General features: G+C 36.2%; 19 protein-coding genes, 1 CRISPR repeat array and 1 riboswitch. Of the genes, 6 read left to right on the top strand and 13 right to left on the bottom strand.

Going from position 1 to position 21,448, the window contains the following annotated elements; translation table 11 throughout:
* Positions 1-231: 231 nt before the first annotated feature.
* A riboswitch (cyclic di-GMP riboswitch) is annotated at positions 232-316 on the bottom strand.
* A 380-nt stretch (positions 317-696) separates the two neighbouring features.
* Positions 697-2,601, top strand: coding sequence for a DUF2207 domain-containing protein (locus MJG50_RS20525; RefSeq protein ID WP_240257647.1), 1,905 nt, complete (start codon positions 697-699; stop codon positions 2,599-2,601).
* Between the two features lie 234 nt (positions 2,602-2,835).
* Here MJG50_RS20525 and MJG50_RS20530 read toward each other — a convergent pair whose 3' ends face one another.
* The 3 genes from MJG50_RS20530 to MJG50_RS20540 form a co-directional block, all read right to left on the bottom strand.
* Positions 2,836-3,378, bottom strand: coding sequence for a hypothetical protein (locus tag MJG50_RS20530; protein ID WP_240257648.1), 543 nt, complete (start codon positions 3,376-3,378; stop codon positions 2,836-2,838).
* Complete coding sequence (locus tag MJG50_RS20535; protein ID WP_240257649.1) at positions 3,375-3,689, bottom strand: hypothetical protein; 315 nt, start codon at positions 3,687-3,689, stop codon at positions 3,375-3,377. Before MJG50_RS20535 ends, MJG50_RS20530 begins: the two co-directional genes overlap by 4 nt.
* 77 nt (positions 3,690-3,766) lie before the next feature.
* The gene (locus tag MJG50_RS20540) at positions 3,767-4,777 is read right to left on the bottom strand and encodes a hypothetical protein (protein WP_240257650.1); all 1,011 of its coding nucleotides are present in this window, start codon (positions 4,775-4,777) and stop codon (positions 3,767-3,769) included.
* 199 nt (positions 4,778-4,976) lie between these two features.
* Between MJG50_RS20540 and MJG50_RS20545 the strand changes: the two genes are divergently transcribed.
* Complete coding sequence (locus MJG50_RS20545) at positions 4,977-5,681, top strand: DUF421 domain-containing protein (RefSeq protein ID WP_240257651.1); 705 nt, start codon at positions 4,977-4,979, stop codon at positions 5,679-5,681.
* A gap of 419 nt (positions 5,682-6,100) precedes the next feature.
* On the opposite strand, the gene MJG50_RS20550 is transcribed toward MJG50_RS20545, so the two are convergent.
* Complete coding sequence (locus MJG50_RS20550; protein ID WP_240257652.1) at positions 6,101-6,598, bottom strand: competence protein ComK; 498 nt, start codon at positions 6,596-6,598, stop codon at positions 6,101-6,103.
* Positions 6,599-6,671: 73 nt separating this feature from the next.
* Positions 6,672-7,130: a competence protein ComK gene (locus tag MJG50_RS20555; RefSeq protein WP_240257664.1), complete on the bottom strand. Its 459-nt coding sequence runs from the start codon at positions 7,128-7,130 to the stop codon at positions 6,672-6,674.
* Between the two features lie 404 nt (positions 7,131-7,534).
* Here MJG50_RS20555 and MJG50_RS20560 point away from each other — a divergent pair, with 404 nt between their 5' ends.
* Complete coding sequence (locus tag MJG50_RS20560; protein ID WP_345893259.1) at positions 7,535-8,029, top strand: sigma-70 family RNA polymerase sigma factor; 495 nt, start codon at positions 7,535-7,537, stop codon at positions 8,027-8,029.
* A gap of 25 nt (positions 8,030-8,054) precedes the next feature.
* Here MJG50_RS20560 and MJG50_RS22250 read toward each other — a convergent pair whose 3' ends face one another.
* The 7 genes from MJG50_RS22250 to cas9 form a co-directional block, all read right to left on the bottom strand.
* Positions 8,055-8,186, bottom strand: coding sequence for a hypothetical protein (locus MJG50_RS22250; RefSeq protein ID WP_275695700.1), 132 nt, complete (start codon positions 8,184-8,186; stop codon positions 8,055-8,057).
* The gene (locus tag MJG50_RS20565; RefSeq protein WP_240257654.1) at positions 8,183-9,313 is read right to left on the bottom strand and encodes a plasmid pRiA4b ORF-3 family protein; all 1,131 of its coding nucleotides are present in this window, start codon (positions 9,311-9,313) and stop codon (positions 8,183-8,185) included. The genes MJG50_RS22250 and MJG50_RS20565 overlap by 4 nt, the downstream gene beginning before the upstream one ends.
* A 326-nt stretch (positions 9,314-9,639) precedes the next feature.
* Positions 9,640-9,846: a hypothetical protein gene (locus tag MJG50_RS20570; RefSeq protein ID WP_240257655.1), complete on the bottom strand. Its 207-nt coding sequence runs from the start codon at positions 9,844-9,846 to the stop codon at positions 9,640-9,642.
* The gene (locus MJG50_RS20575; RefSeq protein ID WP_240257656.1) at positions 9,843-10,091 is read right to left on the bottom strand and encodes a hypothetical protein; all 249 of its coding nucleotides are present in this window, start codon (positions 10,089-10,091) and stop codon (positions 9,843-9,845) included. The genes MJG50_RS20570 and MJG50_RS20575 overlap by 4 nt, the downstream gene beginning before the upstream one ends.
* 306 nt (positions 10,092-10,397) lie before the next feature.
* A CRISPR array of direct repeats spans positions 10,398-12,875; the repeat unit is 36 nt; unit sequence GTCATAGTTCCATCGAAGCCATTGCTGTATTATGAT.
* Positions 12,876-13,083: 208 nt separating this feature from the next.
* Entirely contained in the window at positions 13,084-13,404 is a 321-nt protein-coding gene (gene cas2, locus MJG50_RS20580; protein ID WP_240257657.1) for a CRISPR-associated endonuclease Cas2, read from the bottom strand.
* Positions 13,397-14,290 carry a type II CRISPR-associated endonuclease Cas1 gene (cas1, locus tag MJG50_RS20585; RefSeq protein ID WP_240257658.1) on the bottom strand — a complete coding sequence of 298 codons (894 nt, stop codon included), beginning with the start codon at positions 14,288-14,290 and terminating at the stop codon, positions 13,397-13,399. Before cas1 ends, cas2 begins: the two co-directional genes overlap by 8 nt.
* Positions 14,291-14,383: 93 nt before the next feature.
* Positions 14,384-17,617 carry a type II CRISPR RNA-guided endonuclease Cas9 gene (gene cas9 / locus MJG50_RS20590; RefSeq protein ID WP_240257659.1) on the bottom strand — a complete coding sequence of 1,078 codons (3,234 nt, stop codon included), beginning with the start codon at positions 17,615-17,617 and terminating at the stop codon, positions 14,384-14,386.
* Between the two features lie 636 nt (positions 17,618-18,253).
* Here cas9 and MJG50_RS20595 point away from each other — a divergent pair.
* Entirely contained in the window at positions 18,254-19,393 is a 1,140-nt protein-coding gene (locus tag MJG50_RS20595; RefSeq protein WP_240257660.1) for a DUF2207 domain-containing protein, read from the top strand.
* Entirely contained in the window at positions 19,390-20,208 is an 819-nt protein-coding gene (locus tag MJG50_RS20600) for a hypothetical protein (RefSeq protein WP_240257661.1), read from the top strand. The genes MJG50_RS20595 and MJG50_RS20600 overlap by 4 nt, the downstream gene beginning before the upstream one ends.
* Before the next feature lie 70 nt (positions 20,209-20,278).
* On the opposite strand, the gene MJG50_RS20605 is transcribed toward MJG50_RS20600, so the two are convergent.
* A complete protein-coding gene (locus MJG50_RS20605) occupies positions 20,279-20,683 on the bottom strand; it encodes a DUF1801 domain-containing protein (RefSeq protein WP_240257662.1) in 405 nt (134 codons plus the stop codon).
* Positions 20,684-20,869: 186 nt separating this feature from the next.
* Between MJG50_RS20605 and MJG50_RS20610 the strand changes: the two genes are divergently transcribed.
* Positions 20,870-21,061 (top strand): hypothetical protein, encoded by a 192-nt coding sequence (locus tag MJG50_RS20610; RefSeq protein WP_240257663.1) that lies wholly within the window; start codon positions 20,870-20,872, stop codon positions 21,059-21,061.
* The last annotated feature ends 387 nt before the right edge of the window (positions 21,062-21,448 follow it).

Genomic DNA, 21,448 nt, shown 5'->3' on the forward strand with positions numbered 1-21,448 from the left:
TCTATAGTTGGATAGATACGGAATTTGTATGCCTTGTTGATTAGCATTGTTTTCATCTCACCTTTAGAGAACATTTGTTCTAATTGTACCATACGGAAACCACTTTGGCTACTGCCAGCCGACATTCATCTCCCCCTTATCGTTGGGCTGCGCCCATCTCATGATTGAAGAGGGAGTCTTCTGTCGGAAAATGATAAAAAACCAAATTAGGCACACTCCAACTTGGTTTGCAAATGCAACCCGACTGTCATAGTCAATTGACCTTAGACTCGTAGCTTTGCGTCCCCCTCTTTCGAAGGGTTTGCCAATTATCCTCTTGGGACTATTATACTATCAATTATGTTTTACTACTATAAAATTACAAATGTGAATTTTTAGTACTTTTTTCCATACATTATTCTAGAGTATGCGAAGTATATGTCGTAAATTTTGTTTATGACCGTATTTTTGAAATAACGGCCGTATTTTCAGTTTGATGACCGTATTTTTTGATTAACGACCGTATTTTCTTTTTAATGACCGTAAATCTAATTTGATTGGTTTGTTCGTACGTATCTTGTGTATTTATTCATATGAATACTCATGAATTATGTGCCTTCCACAGGCCAAATTCCCTATTTTTCTACTATATTGGAAATATTAAACTCTTACTATGCTATAATGTGCCTATTCATGGTGATTAGGGAGAGATAATTTGTGAAAAAGTTGCTTTTTCTTCTTATTTTTTTAATCCTACTAATAATAAATCCGGTTTCTACTCTGGCGAAGTCTTTCACAATTGATAAGGTAGACATTCGGGCGTTTATTTTAGAGGATGGCGACCTATATGTGGAGGAGCTGTACAGCTATACGTTTGATGGCTCATTTAATGGAACAACTCGGTCAATTGGAGATGATGACCATAGTGGTGTCGTCTTTTTTGAGGGGTATCTCGCCCCAGATGACATACAAATAGAGTCGATGAATCATGAAAAAATGAAGCGTTTAAAGGTAGAAAGAGAAGATTTAACTTTTAAAATACATACGAAATCAAAGGATGAGAACAAGAAGGTTTTTTATCGCTATCGGATAAAAGATGCCACGACCAAATTCCGAGATACTGGCCATTTTTATTGGCGCTTTTTCGATGAGATGAATGAAACGGATTTGCATCATCTTCGGATTCAACTTGCATTAATCAATGATCAGAGTGCCACACACAAGGGGCAAATTTTCTTGCATGACCTTACTGGCGGGAAAATAAATATGTCAAAGCAGCATGGAATTGTTTATGAAAATGAATTACTTCCTGCTGAAAAAACGGTTGAGATACGCTACTTGTTTCCGCAAGACTTTTTAAAAGAGGCTGAATACACGGAAGACACCACAATGTTATCTACCTTTCTCGAGGAAGAAGAAGCATATCAAAAGCAATTAGAAAAAAGAAGCAAATGGAACTCGACTGCAGAAACAATTAATTCGTTTGTAGTTGTAATTGTCATACTTCTGATTTTGTTTATTATTTTCTCTTGGGTACTTAAGTTACTCACTAAAGGTGTTCGCCTTCAAAACCTCGAGGATATGGATTCTTTACTATTAACAGCTGTCTATCGTAAAGGGATTTTGAAGCATATTGACTTGGTTAGTTCGTTATTCCGTCTTGAACAAAATGGCGTGTTAAAAATGGAGCGTGTCCGTGCAAGAGCAGCGTATTTGGAGGATCAAAATGCACCGAACCATACATTTCTTTTTACTGTTATAAAGGATAATGCTAGTTTGAGAGAATATGAAGAAGAACTCATTCGATGGCTTTTTGTAACGAATGACAAGGGGCAAAAGACTTTTTCTATTGATCGACTACCTTTTCAAACAAGCATTGAAAAGAGGGAGAATCAGAGATATGTGAAGGAAAATAAACAAGCTGAAAAGAACTTCCATGAAACCTTTCAAAAGTGGGCAGAAATGGTATTAATGGACAAGGAAATTCGGAAGTTTGTAAAAAAGAATACCCTTAGAAACACCCTAATAAAATGGGGTGTCCCGCTTTGGATTATTTTAGCAATATTCAATTCATATATGGGGATGACTGATGGGCTCTCCGTGCTTTTAATCGGGGCAGGTCTAGTTTTAGGTTGGACTATCCTACTAAGAATAAAACGCAAACGTTTTTCTTATCCAATTTTCATGGCAGTGGCAGCTATATTCACTGGCGTTCTAAGCTACGATCTGTCGGATTCGTTTTTCACACTTTCAAGCTTATTATTTGTGCTTGCCTTATTTATGCCGGTAGCTCAAACGACAATTGCAGGTAATTCTTATCGAAAAGGAGTCAAAATGTTCCGCAAAGAAATTAGTAGGGGAAGCTTCCCACTCAAGGATTCAGAAAAATGGGTCCAGCATGCGCTTTCTCTCAATCTATTGTTCGAACTAAAATTAAGATATAGAGGGAGCTTTTCTAAAGATGCAGAAACCCTTACACCGCTTCTATCAGTAGATACAACTGACATTTTCCACTACCCAAATCATTACTATTACCGCACATACTCATCTTCCGACTCTGGATCCTCCGGTAGTGGATCAAGCGGTGGCTCTGGTGGCGGCGGTGGTGCGGGAGCGTTTTAGGCAGGAACCCGCTCCCACATAAATATGCATTGCGTGGGAATGGGTATCGTGCATATAACCAGGGTTTGCGCACATAACCTAAAGTTATCGGGCATATCCTTTGGGTATTTGACATTAATTCATAATCCTTACAATTCATTTAAATAACTGACTCTGTTTTCACTTTAGCTAATAAACAAGGATATTTGTTTATTAAAAAACTATATATGAATATTAACTGTACAGACCTGTCACCTATTTTCCAAACTTCCTTTTGAATTCCGCTTCCGTTACCGCATAAAATGTTAACTTATCGTCAGTTGTCCAAAATGAAAGATCGAAGCTATACGCATCCTGATGAAAATTTCCCTCTAACTTTGTTTCATTTCCATCTACTTTGGTGTACAACTTTATTATCATTCCGTCCGTTATTCCGTTTATCTCATACTTGGTTTCCTCATATAGCATGTCTTGATTCCCCGTTTCAGTCATCATAGAAAGGGAACCAGACACTTCCCCCTCAAGAAGGGCTTCGTCAATTTTCAGGAAAACCTGGAACGATCCGTTCTCCGCAGTGTAAAGGTATCCGTAAACACTTCTTAAATCAGAGAAAAATTCCCTAATCCGTGCCTTCTCTTTTTCCTCTGAATGGTAAATCGCATTTTCCAACTCATCCTGGATCATCTTTGCATATTCATCAAGTTCCTCTTTATCGACAGCACTATATGATTTATTGGTCTTTTCCCCTTGCTCCTGTACAAGAAGATTGGTTCCAGAAAACCAAGCGTCAAGCATCATGATGTTCTTGCCCTTTGTACCCTAAATTCATATCCTTTTTCAGTTACTTTACCCGTTAAGGGGTATGTTTTTTTCTCTATAACTGGAACTTCGCCGATCTCCTCAATGACTTTATGTTGATAAAGATTACCCTTCACCTTTCCATTTTTAATAGATAGATTGAACCAAGAAAGCATGCTGTTATCACTATATATAAATACAACAGGGTTATTCAGCGGATCGCTCCGGTCATCTATTGTTGCCCACCAATAAGCTATACATAACAGCAATCCTATTAATACAGTCACTCCCCAGTATTTCACCTTACTCATTTCGTCTCCCCTCCCCTAACACTATATTAAAATAGCCTAGTTCCAAGACTAGGCTATTTCATTGATGACTACTTATTCTACTTTACACTTCGTAATACCTGCTCTGCATCTGCTAGATTCACTCTCACAGCTCTCCAACTATTTCCGTCTTCCATTCCCTCATGGCGATTTTTATCGATAAGGTTAATCGTCATGACACTATCATATTCATCAGTGGTATAGTGCACAGTTACCTTAAATTGGTCACCAAGCTTTTCGACAGTATAGGTTCCTTCAGACACAAATCCCGCATTTTTTTCAATATAACTATATGTATGATCGTTGCGTAGAATCATATAGAAGTCATCAGAATCATTCCAATGCCAAGCCCCCTTCAGATCATTTTCTGTAAGTGTAGGCTGTTTCGGCTTGGCTGCGTCAACTGATTTTTCTTCATTAGGGTTTTCAGATTCTTTACCCATTGGCAGTTCCTCGTCATTCCTCTCTCTCTCCTTAACAACAGGTTCATCCGTTATCTCGAGATTAGCTAATACACCCCAATGTTCTCCTATATACCATTTCGTATCGCCCTTCATCTGATACAATTCAAGGTCATAGCCGACATTCCCAGTTATACCGTCATCAGAGGTTCCTCTTACACTACCAGTAATCCATACTTTCCTCATATCACCTTCGGGTTTGTCGTAATCCGCTATGTTGTAGACATTTTTATCGGAATATACCATATGCTCTGTGATTTCCCATTTCCTCAAGCCCACTTGTTTGGCCATCTCTTGCTCAACAAATGTTCTCGCAATTTTTAATGGCTCTATTTCATTAATTTCTGTTTCATCTTTTTCATTGGCATCTTCTTCATTAGTCATTTGCTCTGCTTGTGTTTGTACATCTTCTTTCTTTTGAACCTGTTCCTTTTCATTCGGAATCATTAACACAAATCCTGCAGAAATTGAAATTAACCCTACCAGCAATAATGAGAGGATCACTGGAGAAATTTTATAGTTCCCCTTAAAAAACTTAATGATTGTCATTAACAACGTTAGTAACAATGCAACAATTCCTATACCTAGTAAAATAATGCTTAAATCCATTTCTACAACTCCCCAAAATCGGTGTAACTTTCTAATACTATTTTAATATAGATTCTAAATATTGGATAGATTATATCAATGTTTAAAAAACGCTTCTGATCCAGGAGAACTGTCCACCTGGATTCTCCAATGGAAGTTTAATAAAACAACATCAGTGTTAGACTATGTAATAGTATTTTTTGTAAGGGATGTGTTTGGTATGGATTTTTTCCAAAGCCAAGAAACACTTACTAGCATTGAGTGGATTCTTCGAGCTATTGTTGCTTTTTTCTTATTAATTATTGTTACAAAGATTTTAGGTCAACGTGCCATCTCGCAATTAAGACCCCTTGATTTCGCAATTGCATTAGTCATTGGAAATATTATTGCCCACCCACTATCAGACGAAGATCTTGGTCTTAAAGGGTCTATCATCACAACAAGTGTATTGGTTGTCATGTATTTTTGGGGTGTGTTTATTATTTTAAAATGGCCGTGGTTTAGAAGATTGGTTACCCCTCCACCCATTACCATCGTTAAGGATGGCGAAATTATCTACAAATCATTAAAAAAAGCACGGATCTCTATTGACGTTTTACTAGAAGAATTACGAGAAGAAAAAATAGAAGATGTGAAGAAAGTAGCCTTAGCGATTTGGGAGGCAGACGGAAAGTTTTCAATTTTTTTGGATCCGAAATATGAGCCATTAACACCATCATTGATGCAGATGGAAACACAGCCATTCGATTTTCCGAAGACGATTATTAAAGAAGGCAAATTTAATTCAAAGGCTTTAAAACAAATTCAAAAAAGCGAAGCATGGGTTATTTCTAGCTTAGAAAACTTATATAAAACTGAGGTGAAAAATGTCCTGCTCGCCACACTTGATAGCCATGATAACCTTAAGGTATTTTTATATAAATAACACATTGATGATAAGTAAAATCGTTATAAGTTATAAAGTACTGGGGATAGTACCTAGTTTCCAAAGACCTTATGCTACAAAGTTAACCATAAGGTCTTTTTTCTTATTTGCCATATTGCTGCTCATTAAGCGTCATGAGCTTGATTATAAAACTAAATAATCTCGAATTATAATTCTTATTACTGTCTAAGGGGTTTTGCTTAAGCATACATATCAGAAAATTCTGCACTACAATCGTTCCTATATTTGCTCCAATTTTGGTAATTACCCGATAAACCTAGCTTCTTTCACAAAATCTTCCCTAACTAAAAATCCTTTAAAAATACTCCAGAAGATCCATACCATTATTCACTAAGTTAGAAATAAAAAATGCTACAAACACGTCATGTGTTGTAGCATTTTTGTACGTATGATAGTAATCACCGGATATGTGAAGGTTTATTCAACCAAAACCCCAGATGATTGATTGGTGAGAATCGCAGGATACAGCGTCCTGCTCGTTCAATCTGTCTTTCAATTGTATATGCTGATACAGATACTATTAGACTCGAACCATTGTTAAAAAAGATCTCCGCCTTTTCTTTACCAAGGGGTTTGCAATATAAATAATACTCTGCAAAAAACCACACATTATCATCATGATTTGGCGAATGAGTTGGTACTGCATAAACTTTCTCTATAGGTATTACAGGGATTGGAATCTTTTGATGGATGCCCACACCTTCTTTTACTGCTCTTCTCCTTGATCGATAATCAGCACAATCATCTAAGCAGGCATCATCTAATAATTGTATTGCTGATTTTGTACTAAAAAATATACCGTCTATGTCATTGATCTTTGTTCGAAAGTGTTCATGGTAAGCATTTTCTATGTAGATTGTTCTAGCATTAACCTCGTAATCATTATTTAACTTCAAAAAATATACCCCCTTAAATGTACAGTTCGAATTTAGCCTCAAGCAAAGTCAGCATTGTGAATCAGTTATGTATTTACGCCAATTGATCAATGTCGCCAAATCTCAACATGCAGAGCGTTGTGCGTTTTTGTTGTTCTTCAATGATGTATTTGGAAACATGTACGATTAGTTTCTCATTGTTTTTGAAGCGTATGAGCGTTTTGTGTTTGTCAATGGAGATAATTCCTTGGATGTGGGTGACAAAAATCCATATACAGTCAAATTTGTCTGGAGATGTAGTTGGAAAAGCATAGATGTTTTTTCTTGGGTTAATTGGTAAGGGAATTTTTTGATTAATGCGCAATGTGTATGTTACAGCCTTCCTCTTTCCATCCATCGTGCAACCATCATCATAACAAGCCAATTCAAGTAATTCCTTAGCTGTCTGCGTTGAATAATATATCCCGTTTCGATCAATTATTTTCGTACAAAGCCTTTCATGTGCGATTGGCACTAGTGCCATTGTCGACCTACTAATTTGGTAATCTGTCATTTCCAACATGGAATTCCCCCTAATTCATTTATTTATTGTAAAATTTACAATCTTACAACAATATTCTAATACAATATTTTACAACAAAACTGTATAAAACATCACATAAAATAGGTAATACTGTGACAAATTTGTGAAATATAGGTATTTTAGAGGCCTTTATCATCAAAAAATGGATTTTTGTGGCTCACCTATTTCAAAAATTGATTTTTTGCTCGAGGAGTATGTACTAGTAGTTTTTCGATTCCCATATATCAAACTTGTCTCTATCATACGTGAAAATCGCACTATGACAATTGTCTTTTATTTCAAATTCACCCTTTCGACACGCATGATTTGATTTTATAAAGTGAAGTTACCGGCGGAATAAACAAGGAACGCGTTCTTTAAAAGGACCAGTTTACGTGTATAAAGATGTACCATTTGAAAGGTTAGAGGAAAAGTACAAGCCATTAATTTTAACCGTAATGAAATCATTAAGTCTTTATCGTGAGCTTGAATCATTTTATCAAATTGGCCTAATTGGATTATGGGAAGCATCGAAACGATTTGTCCCTGAAAAAGGGGTGCAATTCTCCACCTTCGCCTATACAACGATACGTGGAAAGCTGCTTGATCAGTTAAAAATGGAGAGACGATACACTGAATTTCATCAAGCAATAGGAGAGGATCACGTAGAAACCCTCATTGATTTTCATTTAGTACAACCATTTGAGAATGAATGGATCAAAGTATATGGTAAGAAATTAACGGCGAACCAACTGAAGTGGCTGCAAGGACGAATCATCGAAGATAAAAGCTATCAAGAAATTGCATCTGAACACAACGTCACTGTAGAAGCAGCGAAATCATGGGGCAAAAGCGCAAAGAGGAAGTTGAGGGAAATGATAAGGGAATGAATCCAAGGGGACAGTTCTCCCGGTCTCATGCTAGTTTTGCAATCCAAGAGAACCGTCCCTTTGGTGCTGATTGTTGAAAATTTAGAAAGTATCGGGCAATGCTTTGTTGATCTTCTTGATTTTTGAGAATTGCCCCTTTTGTAATTGTAGCTATCATTTATTTTTAAAAATCAAATTCACTTTCTCAATATCAAAATCCTTATAACCCTGCATTTTAGCCCAAGTTGTCATATGGTTATGGTCTGGATGTTCTGGATTTCCAAGGATTATAAGAAATTCTTCATATCCATATTCTCCGCCAACATCCTCTGGAGGTGTATTTCCTTCTCCATCCTGGCAGATAGGATAATTGACATGATAATCATCAATCATTCGCTCCACTTCGATTGTATGTTGCCAATTGTCCCCAAAATCATAATTATATTTAAGCATCTTATGTGTGGGAATATATTCCGAAATCTTTATTCCCTTTTCTAGTCTCATTTCTATTTCCGAAGGATACGCAAATGCCTCCTCATCACAAACAAGATTCACGATTGGTTTATGCCCAGTCTCAAAAAAAGCTGCATGATTAATAGATAAACCATGTTTAGCTTTGCCACCCTCATAAACAAAGAATTCATGGTGATGATAGTCTCTCCAGCCGAATGCCACTTGGATAATGTCATGCAACTGTTTAAATGTCCGATTATCAGGTACGATAATACGTCTCCAAACTCGATGCGCCTTAAGCTGCAGAGTGATTTTGAGTTGGACTGCCTTTATCTGAAAAATGGAATAGCCAGCTAGTGCCTCTAGATCCCGATACATCAAATCATTCGGATGAAAATAAGCATTTTTGCCATCACCAACTAAATAACGACTAACTCGCATACTCGTCATTGTATTGATAATTTGGTCACTATCCAAAAGCTCACCATTAAAAAATACATTTTCACATGCCTTATTCAATCTGGCAACTGAGGTACAATCCTTTGTTTTTGAATAGGTAACTTTCTCGGATTGAAGAAGAAACTTCTCAATGATCTCTTCCTTAATCCCCTCTTCCTCAAAGGTTTCACGAATCCCCTGAACTATTATTTCATCAAAGCGCTTAAAATCCTTTGCCTTTAATCCATGAAAAACAATCACATACCGATTTTGGTCATTTACAAGTACAACCGTTTTTCTGCGGTTTACCATTATAAAATGAGCATGCCAACAAAATAAGAGCTCTTCCTCACCACTTTGCTCCGGACTGATATTAAGTTGTTCTAGTAATTTTTTTGTACATTGAATAAGCATGATTAAGAACCTCCTATGTATTCTTTCATTTTGTAAAAAGGAATATTTCAAAATTTATCAACGAAGTTAATTTCCTTACATCTTTGGCTGGTGACGGACACCTCGACCCAACATCCGACTTCTACTTGAAATAGAGTAGACAGGATTCATTTCTAATAAGGAAATTCTGTGCAAGGAAAATGGTCTTAATTTAGAAGTAGTTTTTACAGGATTCTCACTTTAATGTGATTTTCCAAGAGGTTTTTGACGGGGATGTCTAACTAGAAATATTTCAATGCTCCCTGAAGTGTGGCGATAAAACACTTTGTAAGGTTCGGATTTACCAACTATATCAAAGTCATTCGTAAATCAACTGGATAGTTCTTAATAAACACTTCTCTTCCATGTATATGTAAATGATAATTTCGCGGTAGGAAATAACTTCCAATTTTGATCTTTAGAAACATTGCAATCCTTGGTAATTCTACTGCTACTCTCCATTTATCGAGATCAATCAAGGATTGAATTGCTGACTTTCTCCAACGAACCTTCATCTTTCGTTATCCAGTATTCTAATAATTTCTTCATCCGATAACAACGGATTATCTTTATTCAATGCAGATAGCAGCAGTTCCTCTTCATCTGAATCGGCAACATTATATACACCGTCATCTTCAATTTCATCCACTTCAAATAAAAGGAAACTTCTATTATCAACTTGTATATATGTTTCCCCAGAACATATCGCCTTTTTGATGTCCTCATTTTCTATTTTTATTCGTTTGATTATTTTTCTCACTCCTTACTAAATAAGATTAAACATAATTATATCATCAAATTATTTATTAGACATTAACATTTATTAAATGACCAAGTAGGAGAAGTTTTACTTCAACTCCATCACGATATTCACTTGAAAATGTGATCTGTATATTTACCATTACCTCGTATCGGAAACTACCTTCAATGGTCAAGAACTCTTTAGCACATTCGGAAACCTTTTTATCTTAAAATCTCATCTCTTATAAAACTATATAAGTACGAGAATACCTTTAAAACCATTGCTGTATTATGATAACGTAAGCGTCAAAACCTTACACAGATTGTCATAGTTCCATCAAAGCCATTGCTGCATTATGATAAATTCGATGTGTGCACCAGCTATCTGATCTGTCATAGTTCCATCGAAGCCATTGCTGTATTATGATTGGCGGTCATATGTTAGGTCAAGATAAAGTGTCATAGTTCCATCGAAGCCATTGCTGTATTATGATGATGATGGTTTAAATGACCTGAGCAATTGCGTCATAGTTCCATCGAAGCCATTGCTGTATTATGATATATCTCTAGCATTGTAGTCAATCAAATCAGTCATAGTTCCATCGAAGCCATTGCTGTATTATGATGTATCGGGTGCATTGGCAGTCGTTACCACAGTCATAGTTCCATCGAAGCCATTGCTGTATTATGATTATAGTATAGGTCTGCGCTTGTTCGGACTGGTCATAGTTCCATCGAAGCCATTGCTGTATTATGATAGGGATAATAAATACAACTGTTTATGCGTAGTCATAGTTCCATCGAAGCCATTGCTGTATTATGATAATACCATTCTGGTTTATCCCTATCCCATTGTCATAGTTCCATCGAAGCCATTGCTGTATTATGATTACAAGATTATTCAGAACGTTATCAGAACTGTCATAGTTCCATCGAAGCCATTGCTGTATTATGATGAAGGAATTCACGTACCGAGATATGAGAGGGTCATAGTTCCATCGAAGCCATTGCTGTATTATGATTCTCGACTGTGTGGAGTTAACCTGATTGCTGTCATAGTTCCATCGAAGCCATTGCTGTATTATGATATAGTCGAAGAAGTAAGACAAATAACCACTGTCATAGTTCCATCGAAGCCATTGCTGTATTATGATATGTCAGTAACAACATCCATACACTCTGAAGTCATAGTTCCATCGAAGCCATTGCTGTATTATGATAATTGCTGAAGCGATTAATGAAGATTTTCAGTCATAGTTCCATCGAAGCCATTGCTGTATTATGATCGAATTAATGAACTACAAGAGCAAGAAAGGTCATAGTTCCATCGAAGCCATTGCTGTATTATGATTTATGGTACGCACTGATGCACATAAATAATGTCATAGTTCCATCGAAGCCATTGCTGTATTATGATACGAGATATGTAGCAAGTGTGAATTTTACGTCATAGTTCCATCGAAGCCATTGCTGTATTATGATTATCAACAATTGTTATAAAGCATTTAACAGGTCATAGTTCCATCGAAGCCATTGCTGTATTATGATTTCCTACCTGTTTTAAGATGTTTAAAAGTAGTCATAGTTCCATCGAAGCCATTGCTGTATTATGATATGTTCTGATTAGGTTTGTGCAGTTTTTGAGTGTCATAGTTCCATCGAAGCCATTGCTGTATTATGATGAACGACAGGAACAGGCAATGATGGAGCAAGTCATAGTTCCATCGAAGCCATTGCTGTATTATGATTATATCCCCTTCGTACCAATGCCATCCTTAGTCATAGTTCCATTAAAGCCATTGCTGTATTATGATAATGAACTATTTCAAGAGTTTCCAGATTTGGTCATAGTTCCATTAAAGCCATTGCTGTATTATGATATTGCTTGTGAAGGAACTGTGATCCTACGTGTCATAGTTCCATTAAAGCCATTGCTGTATTATGATATATGCTTTTACTTTTAGTCATTACTATCAGTCATAGTTCCATTAAAGCCATTGCTGTATTATGATCGCCTTCCTGGGCTTCCTTCCACCATTCCGGTCATAGTTCCATTAAAGCCATTGCTGTATTATGATTTAACTGGAGCCATATACCAAAAGAAATGCGTCATAGTTCCATTAAAGCCATTGCTGTATTATGATTGCATTATTTGACTGGCCTCAAACAGATGAGTCATAGTTCCATTAAAGCCATTGCTGTATTATGATAAATCAGTAAAATCAGATTGCTCGATATTAGTCATAGTTCCATTAAAGCCATTGCTGTATTATGATCATTTAACTTCTTATAACTCGGATGATTGGTCATAGTTCCATTAAAGCCATTGCTGTATTATGATAAAGTAGAATCATCACCATAAAAGTACAACGTCATAGTTCCATTAAAGCCATTGCTGTATTATGATACTTCCGAAGGCAATGAAACAAATGGGCTTGTCATAGTTCCATTAAAGCCATTGCTGTATTATGATAGCACGCAAAATAATACGATAGATAGACTTGTCATAGTTCCATTAAAGCCATTGCTGTATTATGATAATTGTAGGTTTGGCTGACCTTTCAATTTGGTCATAGTTCCATTAAAGCCATTGCTGTATTATGATATTTTCATTTTTTTACGTTTGTCCAATTTGGTCATAGTTCCATTAAAGCCATTGCTGTATTATGATAGCTTTGCTAGTACAAATGCGGCAAACGCTGTCATAGTTCCATTAAAGCCATTGCTGTATTATGATTCATATCCGTTCATTAAACTTTGTAAAAAAGTCATAGTTCCATTAAAGCCATTGCTGTATTATGATAGGTAAGCCAAAAAGCCTGCATTTCCAACATTTGCAGGCTTTTTGGCTTATAAAAATTAAATTTTAATTGGGGTTTTTCCTACAAATTGTTTTGATTTTTTTAAAACCATTAACTGTTCTCTTTACTACTATTATTCCCAAATACAAATAGAATATTCATCTTCAAATTATTTATTTTAGCCAATCAATCAAAAAAATATGTAACCTTCTAAAATAAAGTTAACTGATTAATAGTTACTTTTTCTTCGTTTACAGTTCTGGGACCTAGTAAGAGGCGCATACGTTCAAATTGCTTTTCAGTAACTGGCAATGCACGAATTTGTCCCCTTGGAGGGAGATTTTTCTTTACCTTTTCTAGTTGGCGCTCCATTGACTCGTGTCCATTACATAAACGACAGTAAACAGAGAATTGCATCATATCAAAGCCCTCGTTTAAGAGATAATTCCTAAACCGAGTGTAATCTCTTCTCTCTTTTTTTGTCTTCACCGGTAGGTCAAAAAACAATAAGATCCTCATAAAGTTACTCATACTGATGCGCCCTCATTGGGAGCAGTTCAGGTAGTTTCAAATAAGAAGTATCATTTTGACGGCTTGAAGCGATAAAGCTTTTGACCATATCCTCTATTGCAACTGTAACAGACCGGTATTCTTTCGTAATAGAAACATCAATATTTAATAAATTAACAAGGGCTGCTCTTGTTTCAATGTCCCAAATGTCCGATTCTTGTTGTGCTACATGTAAATCAACTAATGGGCGCAGGACTTCCATAAAATCATCCGCTAGATTGAATGCATTTAACTGATTATCATGGTAAATTCCCAAGCTGGGTAAAAAACCATAGTTTGTTAAACACCTCGCAACCGCTCCACGCATAATTGCATATCCATAATTCAAAAGACGATTTATCGGGTCTTCCGACCTACGGGTAAAACCATTTTCAAATAAATATTGAAAGTATAACTTTGCGGCATATGCCTCCCGATTCGAGGTATCGCCAGATTCAACAGTCTTTGCTATTAATCTTAGTTCATTTGCCCCTTCTCTTCCTAAAAGTTCGAGACATAGAGCCTGATTTTCAATTTTTTGCCGAACAATTTGCTGCCAAATTCTTTTTTTGAATGGTTTAGTTAGACCAAATTGTGTTGTTATTACGGTTAATTGCCTAGAATGCTGATGAAAGCAATTAAAAATTCCATTAGGGAGTATTTTATCATCACATGTAAAAATAGCAATCTTCTTTTCAGCACATTGACTTAACAATTGGGATGTTAGTGTTACTCCTCTAGCCTCTATTATTATCGATGCAATATCTTGAAGGGGGATTGTGGACGTAATTTCTTGTTGAATGACTAACTTATGATGTTTAACAGAAAGCTTCGCGTTTTGGGTGATCATAATATGACGCCAACTCATCTTTTTTCTCATCTCCTAACTTATTTATCTATTATTCTTGCCAAAAAGGAGAAAAAAATACGGTAAGCGGATAAACTCGCTTACCGAAATGAATTAATTTAGAACCTTTTGCACTTTTGACTGTTGAAATGTTTTTCTTTTTTCACTTTTTACTAATGCCAAATCCCCTAGAATGCCTACCTCATATTTTTCAAGCAAATGAAGACCACTCAAACTTATCTTCTTCTTATTGGGAGTGTTTACTTCTATACATTCAACAACGTTATTACTAATGTCTATCGTTGCAAAATAATAAAATTCATCTATTTTACCATTTTTCACTCTAATTAAATCGTAAGGGTGTATACTACAATGAAATTGAAATGTACTATCAATTTCTGTCCACAAATCATATCCCTTTTTAGGAGTAACGATTTTATTAGGTAATTTCAAAGAGGTAGTGTCCATAACGTAAACTGGAACCATCGAATATTTACCATCCTTTTGAAAAATATCAATCCTAACGAGATCCCCGTTGTTTGCAACTCCACCATTAACTTCCCGAACGAATGATTTTGTCTCCACTTTTACTTTAACTTTTTTAATAGGATTTCCGATTCCCTCTTTACATGGCTTATATAATGGCTTAACAAAAGCCGTTGTTGCATCTTTTTCATATTCTAGATATCGTTGCTTGATAGCCTCATAGGTAGCCGTATCCTGATCCTTTCCAACCATTTCAAAATCACCATTTTTATCAAATTTGATTTCTTTGAGTGCTACTCTTTTTACAATTATTGTTTTCCCTGTTTTCTCTTCTTTTCCACCACACATCATGATTGTTTCTTTATGAGCAGCACCTGTAACAGAACGCTTCGGCATACGTGAAACTATCATATAATCTGGCAGTGCCATTCCAGAATCCAAACAAGTTCTTACTTTTTCAGGGGTAATGGTCTTGTTTATTCGATTTAGGAGTTCGTCTCGAAAACCTTCCCATGGCCAAGGAAAGTAAGGCTCCTTTGATTTCATTGGATTTTCTTTATTTTGATAATACTTAGTAACCCTGTTAACCATATTTTGATCAGTACAAGCGACTACTACTGCATCTAAGGCGTGATGTAAATGTGTCTCCTGTCGCACCTTAACTAAACCCCAGCGACTTCTAAAATGTGATGTGATTTTTCCATTAACAGTTTGTACCCGCTTATGATGACTTGGCTCCTTGGATTCTTTAAATAATAGTGTCTGCTCAACAAAGTTTTTAAAATATCGGGTTGCATAGCGAGTATCATTTAAATGTCGTTCTTTTGATATTTCCATTTCCCGAGGCGAGTATTCTTTTTTCAATAAGTACTTCTTCTTATTTCCACGAAAATCCTTATTTGAATGGACAAAGGTTTCGAAATCCTCCCACCTTTTTGGGTCCATTGATAAATATTCATAAGGAATCTTATTACCTTTCTTCCGATTCTCATCACTGTATACTAAAACTTTATTTTGATAACTATCCATGAAGCTTTGACTATACGGTAAAATATGGTCCACATCAAGAATTGGTGCACTTCCTCTTTCCCTTCGAAGTTCCGCAAAGAAAGTCTCAGCTGGTATTCTTCGCAAAGAATACGCGCATTTCTCATTCTGTTCTTTCCATAATTTATAGCGCACTATATCAAAACCAGTAGGATTTTTTACACCAAAGTCAATCAATGTTTTAATGGCACCATTATTTCGGTTATTATTTTCATCCTGCTCTTTATGAATTTTTCTTCTTTCTGTATGGTCTTTAGAAAGTTCTCTAGCAAGCTCAATATGTAGGGATAATGGTGACCCATATCGCTTGATGATTGCATTTACCACTTTACGAGTCTGAGACAATGCTCGCTTCACGATTGGATTCGTAATATCATTTGGAATAACCGGCAAAAGTCTTGAACGCTTTACCTTCCTAAGACCTGTTAAGTCATATTTAAGTTCATCTGCTGCCTCTCTAAATGTTTTACCTGACTCCATAATTGGTAAGAGATTAGACAAAGCCTTAAAAGATAAATGACCAAACTTGCTGTATGAAAGGTTTAATAACTCTTCAATTAACCCTGGATCATAGACTCTTTTTGCTAAATTTCCGTTGTTTTGTAAATAAGAACGAATGTCTTTATCATTTTTAAATACAGTTAATGCATATCCGAACGTATCATAGTCTTTGACATCAAAATGCTGTTGGAGTCGATCAGAATGATGTGATATGATTTTTCTTATCTCATAATATGCTTTAAGGCTAATAAACTCCTTATCCTCTGCCTTCTTTATTTCCTCATTTGACTCATAATAAATCCCATTAAACCGAATTTCATCATCAAGACTAAGCCAGTTTCGAAGTTGTGAATAAGTTAATTTTGGTATATTTTTTTTCGTAAAGTAATCTGTTCTTTCAAACATATTGTGTAAGAGCAACTGACACTGTTCCCACGATAGTTGTTTTGAATCTTCACCAAATCTAAGATTATTTAATTTATCTAATGCGGTGAAATATTGAAAGGAGTATGTTGCTTTAGGGATTCTTTGTTCTTTTTGTTCAATAGAGCAATAACCTACCTTTTTCAAAATATCATCACCAGATGCAAATGGAAGCTGATGCCCCCAAATATCTAAGTACTTATCTTGAAGACTTTCAGATGCATAGTCAGAATTAAATTGACGTTGGGCATTGAATAACGTGACGATTTCTTGCTGCAAATCAAAACGACTTACATTAAAAATATATTCATTTTGTGAATTGTGACGTTTGTCGTATGGAGTAAATTTTTCATCCTTCATCCACATTTCCCCAACAGTACGATAATTCGATAGAAGTTGCTGATTTGCGTTAATACTAGAAAGGACTTGTCCAGTTTCAGTATCTTTTGCTTCTGACTTCCGATTCGATTTGAAACCACGTCTTTGCGATAAATGGATAAGTAGTCTTACCCATTCATTTCTAGATAAAAGTCTATCCAATGCCTCAATACGTATATCCCAAATATCAACAGATCCAGGCGGTAGAGGATATAGATTATCAAGTTCATCTTTCTTAATTATTTGGTGATCAACTAACAATTGGCGAATTTCATGTTTCCTCTGACTACGGCGACTTAATCTTCTTCTAGCAGAACGAGCTAATCTTCTAGGCTCTGCTAAAGAAGCACCTGTTTTTGGCATCTCTGCTTTATCGAACATTCTTACCCCTAAATCGATTATCCCTGCTTTTTCATAACGCTCTTCAATTTCATTGAATCTGAGTCTTATTACACTCCAACCTATGGAGTTTGTACCAATATCTAAGCCAACCCGATAATCTATTTCACCCATAACTATACCGCCTCTCAAAGATTATATGTAAAAAAAAGACCTCAGCTACTATTTAGCTAAGGTCTGAATGTTCTAAGTAAGTGGGGAGAATCCCGTCAAAACGGGAAAGGCGATCCCCAACGCCACGGGCTCTAAGCCCTTATCATAGAAACATCAAAGCCATTGCTGTATCATGATATAAATCCATCTTACAATAATTGGATCCTTTTGTCAATTGGGATAAATTTCATTTTTCAGCTTATATGGCATTGGATGGAACGAAGACTTCTTATTAATAGTATATTTCATGTAAAGAACCTAATAGATTTAGAGATTATTATTTATATTAAGAGTGAACTATACTCTTATAAAGAAACCTTACCATAAATTTCAATGGTAAACTTTTCAAAAGGTCGTACAAATAGATTTACACCTATTTTTTTATTTTTGTAAACCAATTTTGAATCATGTTCGTCAACACCTCCAATCTGTACGACTAAATTTAAGATAAAACTCCTGGATTTACTGCTAAATCTATTAGGTTAGTTAATACATATTCAAAATAATCTTTATTATCCCCCTATTTATCATATTGTCCCCCATCTGTACAGACGGCTTCTGCTTGATTATGATAGAGGGAGAATGGGAGGGGTGGCTTTGAAGAGAATCTATGTATTTACTATATTTGTATTTATGGGATTGTTATGGAATGCCTCGCTTGTTGATGCCCGATCGTTTTCGATAGATAAGGTGCATATTAGAGCGTGGATCCAACCAAATGGGGATTTACGTGTCAATGAGGTTTTTGCATATACATTTGATGGCGAATATAGCAGGGTGAGCAGATCCGTTCATTTAGATGGCCATAAGGGGATCAACAAATTTGAGGCATACGAGTTGCTGAATCAGGATGGAGTACCAGGTTTCATCGATATGAGTGAATTACGTCCGCTCGAAGTGAATAGGGATAATAATACCTTTTCTGCGAAGCTTCCTGCAAGGAATGAGACGAAGTACGCTTTCTATTATTATGAGTTAAAAAATGCAGTACGTTCATATGATACATTTAGTGATTTGACCATTCCGTTTTTTGGAGAAGGTCAAAACCATAGCGTCGATTTGCAGAACCTTACCATTGACCTTGTTTTTCCTGAACCAGTTAATGTCCACGATTACCATGCATTTATCCACGATCCGAATGGTGAGTTAACCGAAAGAACGGAGGAGCTCGTCAGCTTTCATACGCCAGTATCTAAAAAAGAAGAACTGACAGAAGTACGGCTGCTGTTCCCTTCTTCAATTATGATAGATCAGAATAAACAAGCAGCCCCCGTTAGCCTTGAGAGAGTGCTAGAAGAAGAGGATAATCTCTTGCATGACGAATCAGTAAAAATTAAGTCACAATCGAAACTTGTGCGTAATTTATATGCTATAACTATCCTTTTTACTGCGATAGCGCTAGGGCTAATGTTTCTTCCACAGCGTATTTTGCGAGGAAGCGGTAATCGCGTAGATTTGAAGACATATGACCCACTACATCTGTATGTAATTGACCGGGCGGGGAAAAGAGATAATCTTGTATTCTTTGCTGGTATTCTTTCCCTTGTTGAAAAGGGTCTAATTACGATTAGCCATACGAAAACTCCAACACGATTTGCTTGGGACGCGAAAGCCCCAATCAGTACCCTTAGCTTTTCATTCCGTCGTAAATTAAAGAAGCTGTCAGATCATGAAATAACATTTCTAGTTTGCTGTTTACACGAAGAATCAGTGGCGGGATCCGGATTTTTTCGATGAATAATGTATATGGGGCAACACACAAAGAGAAAAAGGGAAGCATGCATGGCTATTACTTGGGACGATACCGCTTTTTGCAGATGGAGAAGCGTTGGTATCACCAGGTTATTCAGGACATGAAAAAGTGGGGGCTAATCCATTATACATTTTTTCACATCGTAGATAGAGTTTTGATGATTACCATCGTGGGAGGACTTGTTCTCGCTTACTTCACGGGCTCGACTCCAGGCTTCGGCATTTTATTGTATGTAGCAGTATCGTGCTATTTGCTAATAAAGTTCCCGAAGATTGAAGAAGGACGTTCTCAAATGTTCCTGTTTTTGGCTATTTCACTTTTATACGTTATATTTCTGATTGATTCAAATCTGATCTTGCCTTACCTATTGTTCATATTATCCGGATCCCTGCTTTTTGTAGCATTTCCAAGACTTTTACTTTCGAAAAAAGCGGCTCAAATCCGTTCCGAAATCAAGATGTTCAGAAAGCAGCTTAAACAAGAAGGTATTCCCTCAGTTGAGGACGGTGCGCAACTTGATCGTCAGGTTGGACTCGCTCTCATTTTTGGGGTAAGGGAATTTCCGATACCTTCAATGCAATCCGAAGATTGGATGAAAACAGCCCCTCTTTCCACCTTTATCCACTCAGAGGGAAACCCAATGGACTATTTATTCGAAACTTGGAAGTTGAGTAAACCACCATTCGGTTATTTTAAAACGGATAAGTCTACGGGAAAAGATGGCAGTTCATCAGCTGATGGCGGCAGTGGGGGAGGAAGCGGTGGTGGTGACTCCGGAGGTGGTGCAGGAGCTGATTAAGAGTGGGACATGGGGCGATTCTCGCGGTATCATGCTAGTTTTGTAGTCCAAGAGAACCGTCCCTATGGTCCTACTGATATGTTTCCAATGTATGTTTAATTAAATCCTTTAATACATTTTTATCGATATCAGCTAATTTATTAACATATATACAAGCCTTACTCTTCGTGTGTTTACCAAAGCTTGCTAATAATTTTTCTCTTTCCTCGCTTTCATAGGCTAAATAGAGACTAATTTTCGCCTTTCTTGGTGAAAAACCGACTAAAGGTGCATCCCCTTCATGTCCTGATGCATACTTATAGTGATAGCTACCAAAGCCTATAATACTAGGACCCCACATTTTTGCATCATAACCAGTTACCTCTTCAAAAATTTCTAATAACTGATAGGCATCTGCCTTCTTCTTCTCACTTTCCACTTTTTCAATAAATTCAATTACACTATTGTCGGTTTCCTTCATCTTCGGTTCATACATATATGTGCTCTCTCCTATTATCCGATTTAATACTTGTTTACATTATTGACAATATAATTTCATTCTAGAATACAAGCTTACTTTCCTGCAAAAAGAATAATCTTTTATTTATCCAAAACCGCCCCTAGCCACGCGCCTTTCATTCCGGAAGACTTATATTGGCTTTAACATGAACAACAATGGAAAATGATTGCTAATTCTCGAATAAATAGTGGTGTAGAATCTTTTGAACTTGAAGTTGAAATAACAGAAGAATTTGGCATAAATCCTAGCATTAAAATCCCTTTAGAAAATGGAGGCTATATTACTGCTGGAGCAGAGGTTTCCGAATTCAAAAAAAGCATATTCAGGTTAGTTGGAGAGTTTCAATCAGTATAAGAAATAATTGATTACACAATAGCTAAGTATTAAAATGCCCATTTTAAGCTTCTTGTATATTGAAGTTACTTGCATGTAGCATGACACTTCTATACAGGAAGTTTTTTTGCGGATAACTTTCATAAGCCTCTGGCATCCTACTTTGAAGGAGTTAGTCGAGAAACCCACGTTTTAGCAATGTGCATTCAAAGAAAAACTTCTCAGATGTTCTTTATCTTCCAAAAAAGTTATGTGTTAATAGTTTGAGTGATGCAACTGGCTGGGTATATAAACAAATTAGAACGTAACATCGATAATAGATTTGAAATAAAAATAAAACCTACCATCTCGATTAAAGTGTACCCTTTGTAAAGGACATTTTGAAAAAAGGCTTAGGCAACCTGAAGA

The organism is Fredinandcohnia quinoae (assembly GCF_022427965.1).
Classification (GTDB): Bacteria; Bacillota; Bacilli; order Bacillales; family Bacillaceae_L; genus Ferdinandcohnia; species Ferdinandcohnia quinoae.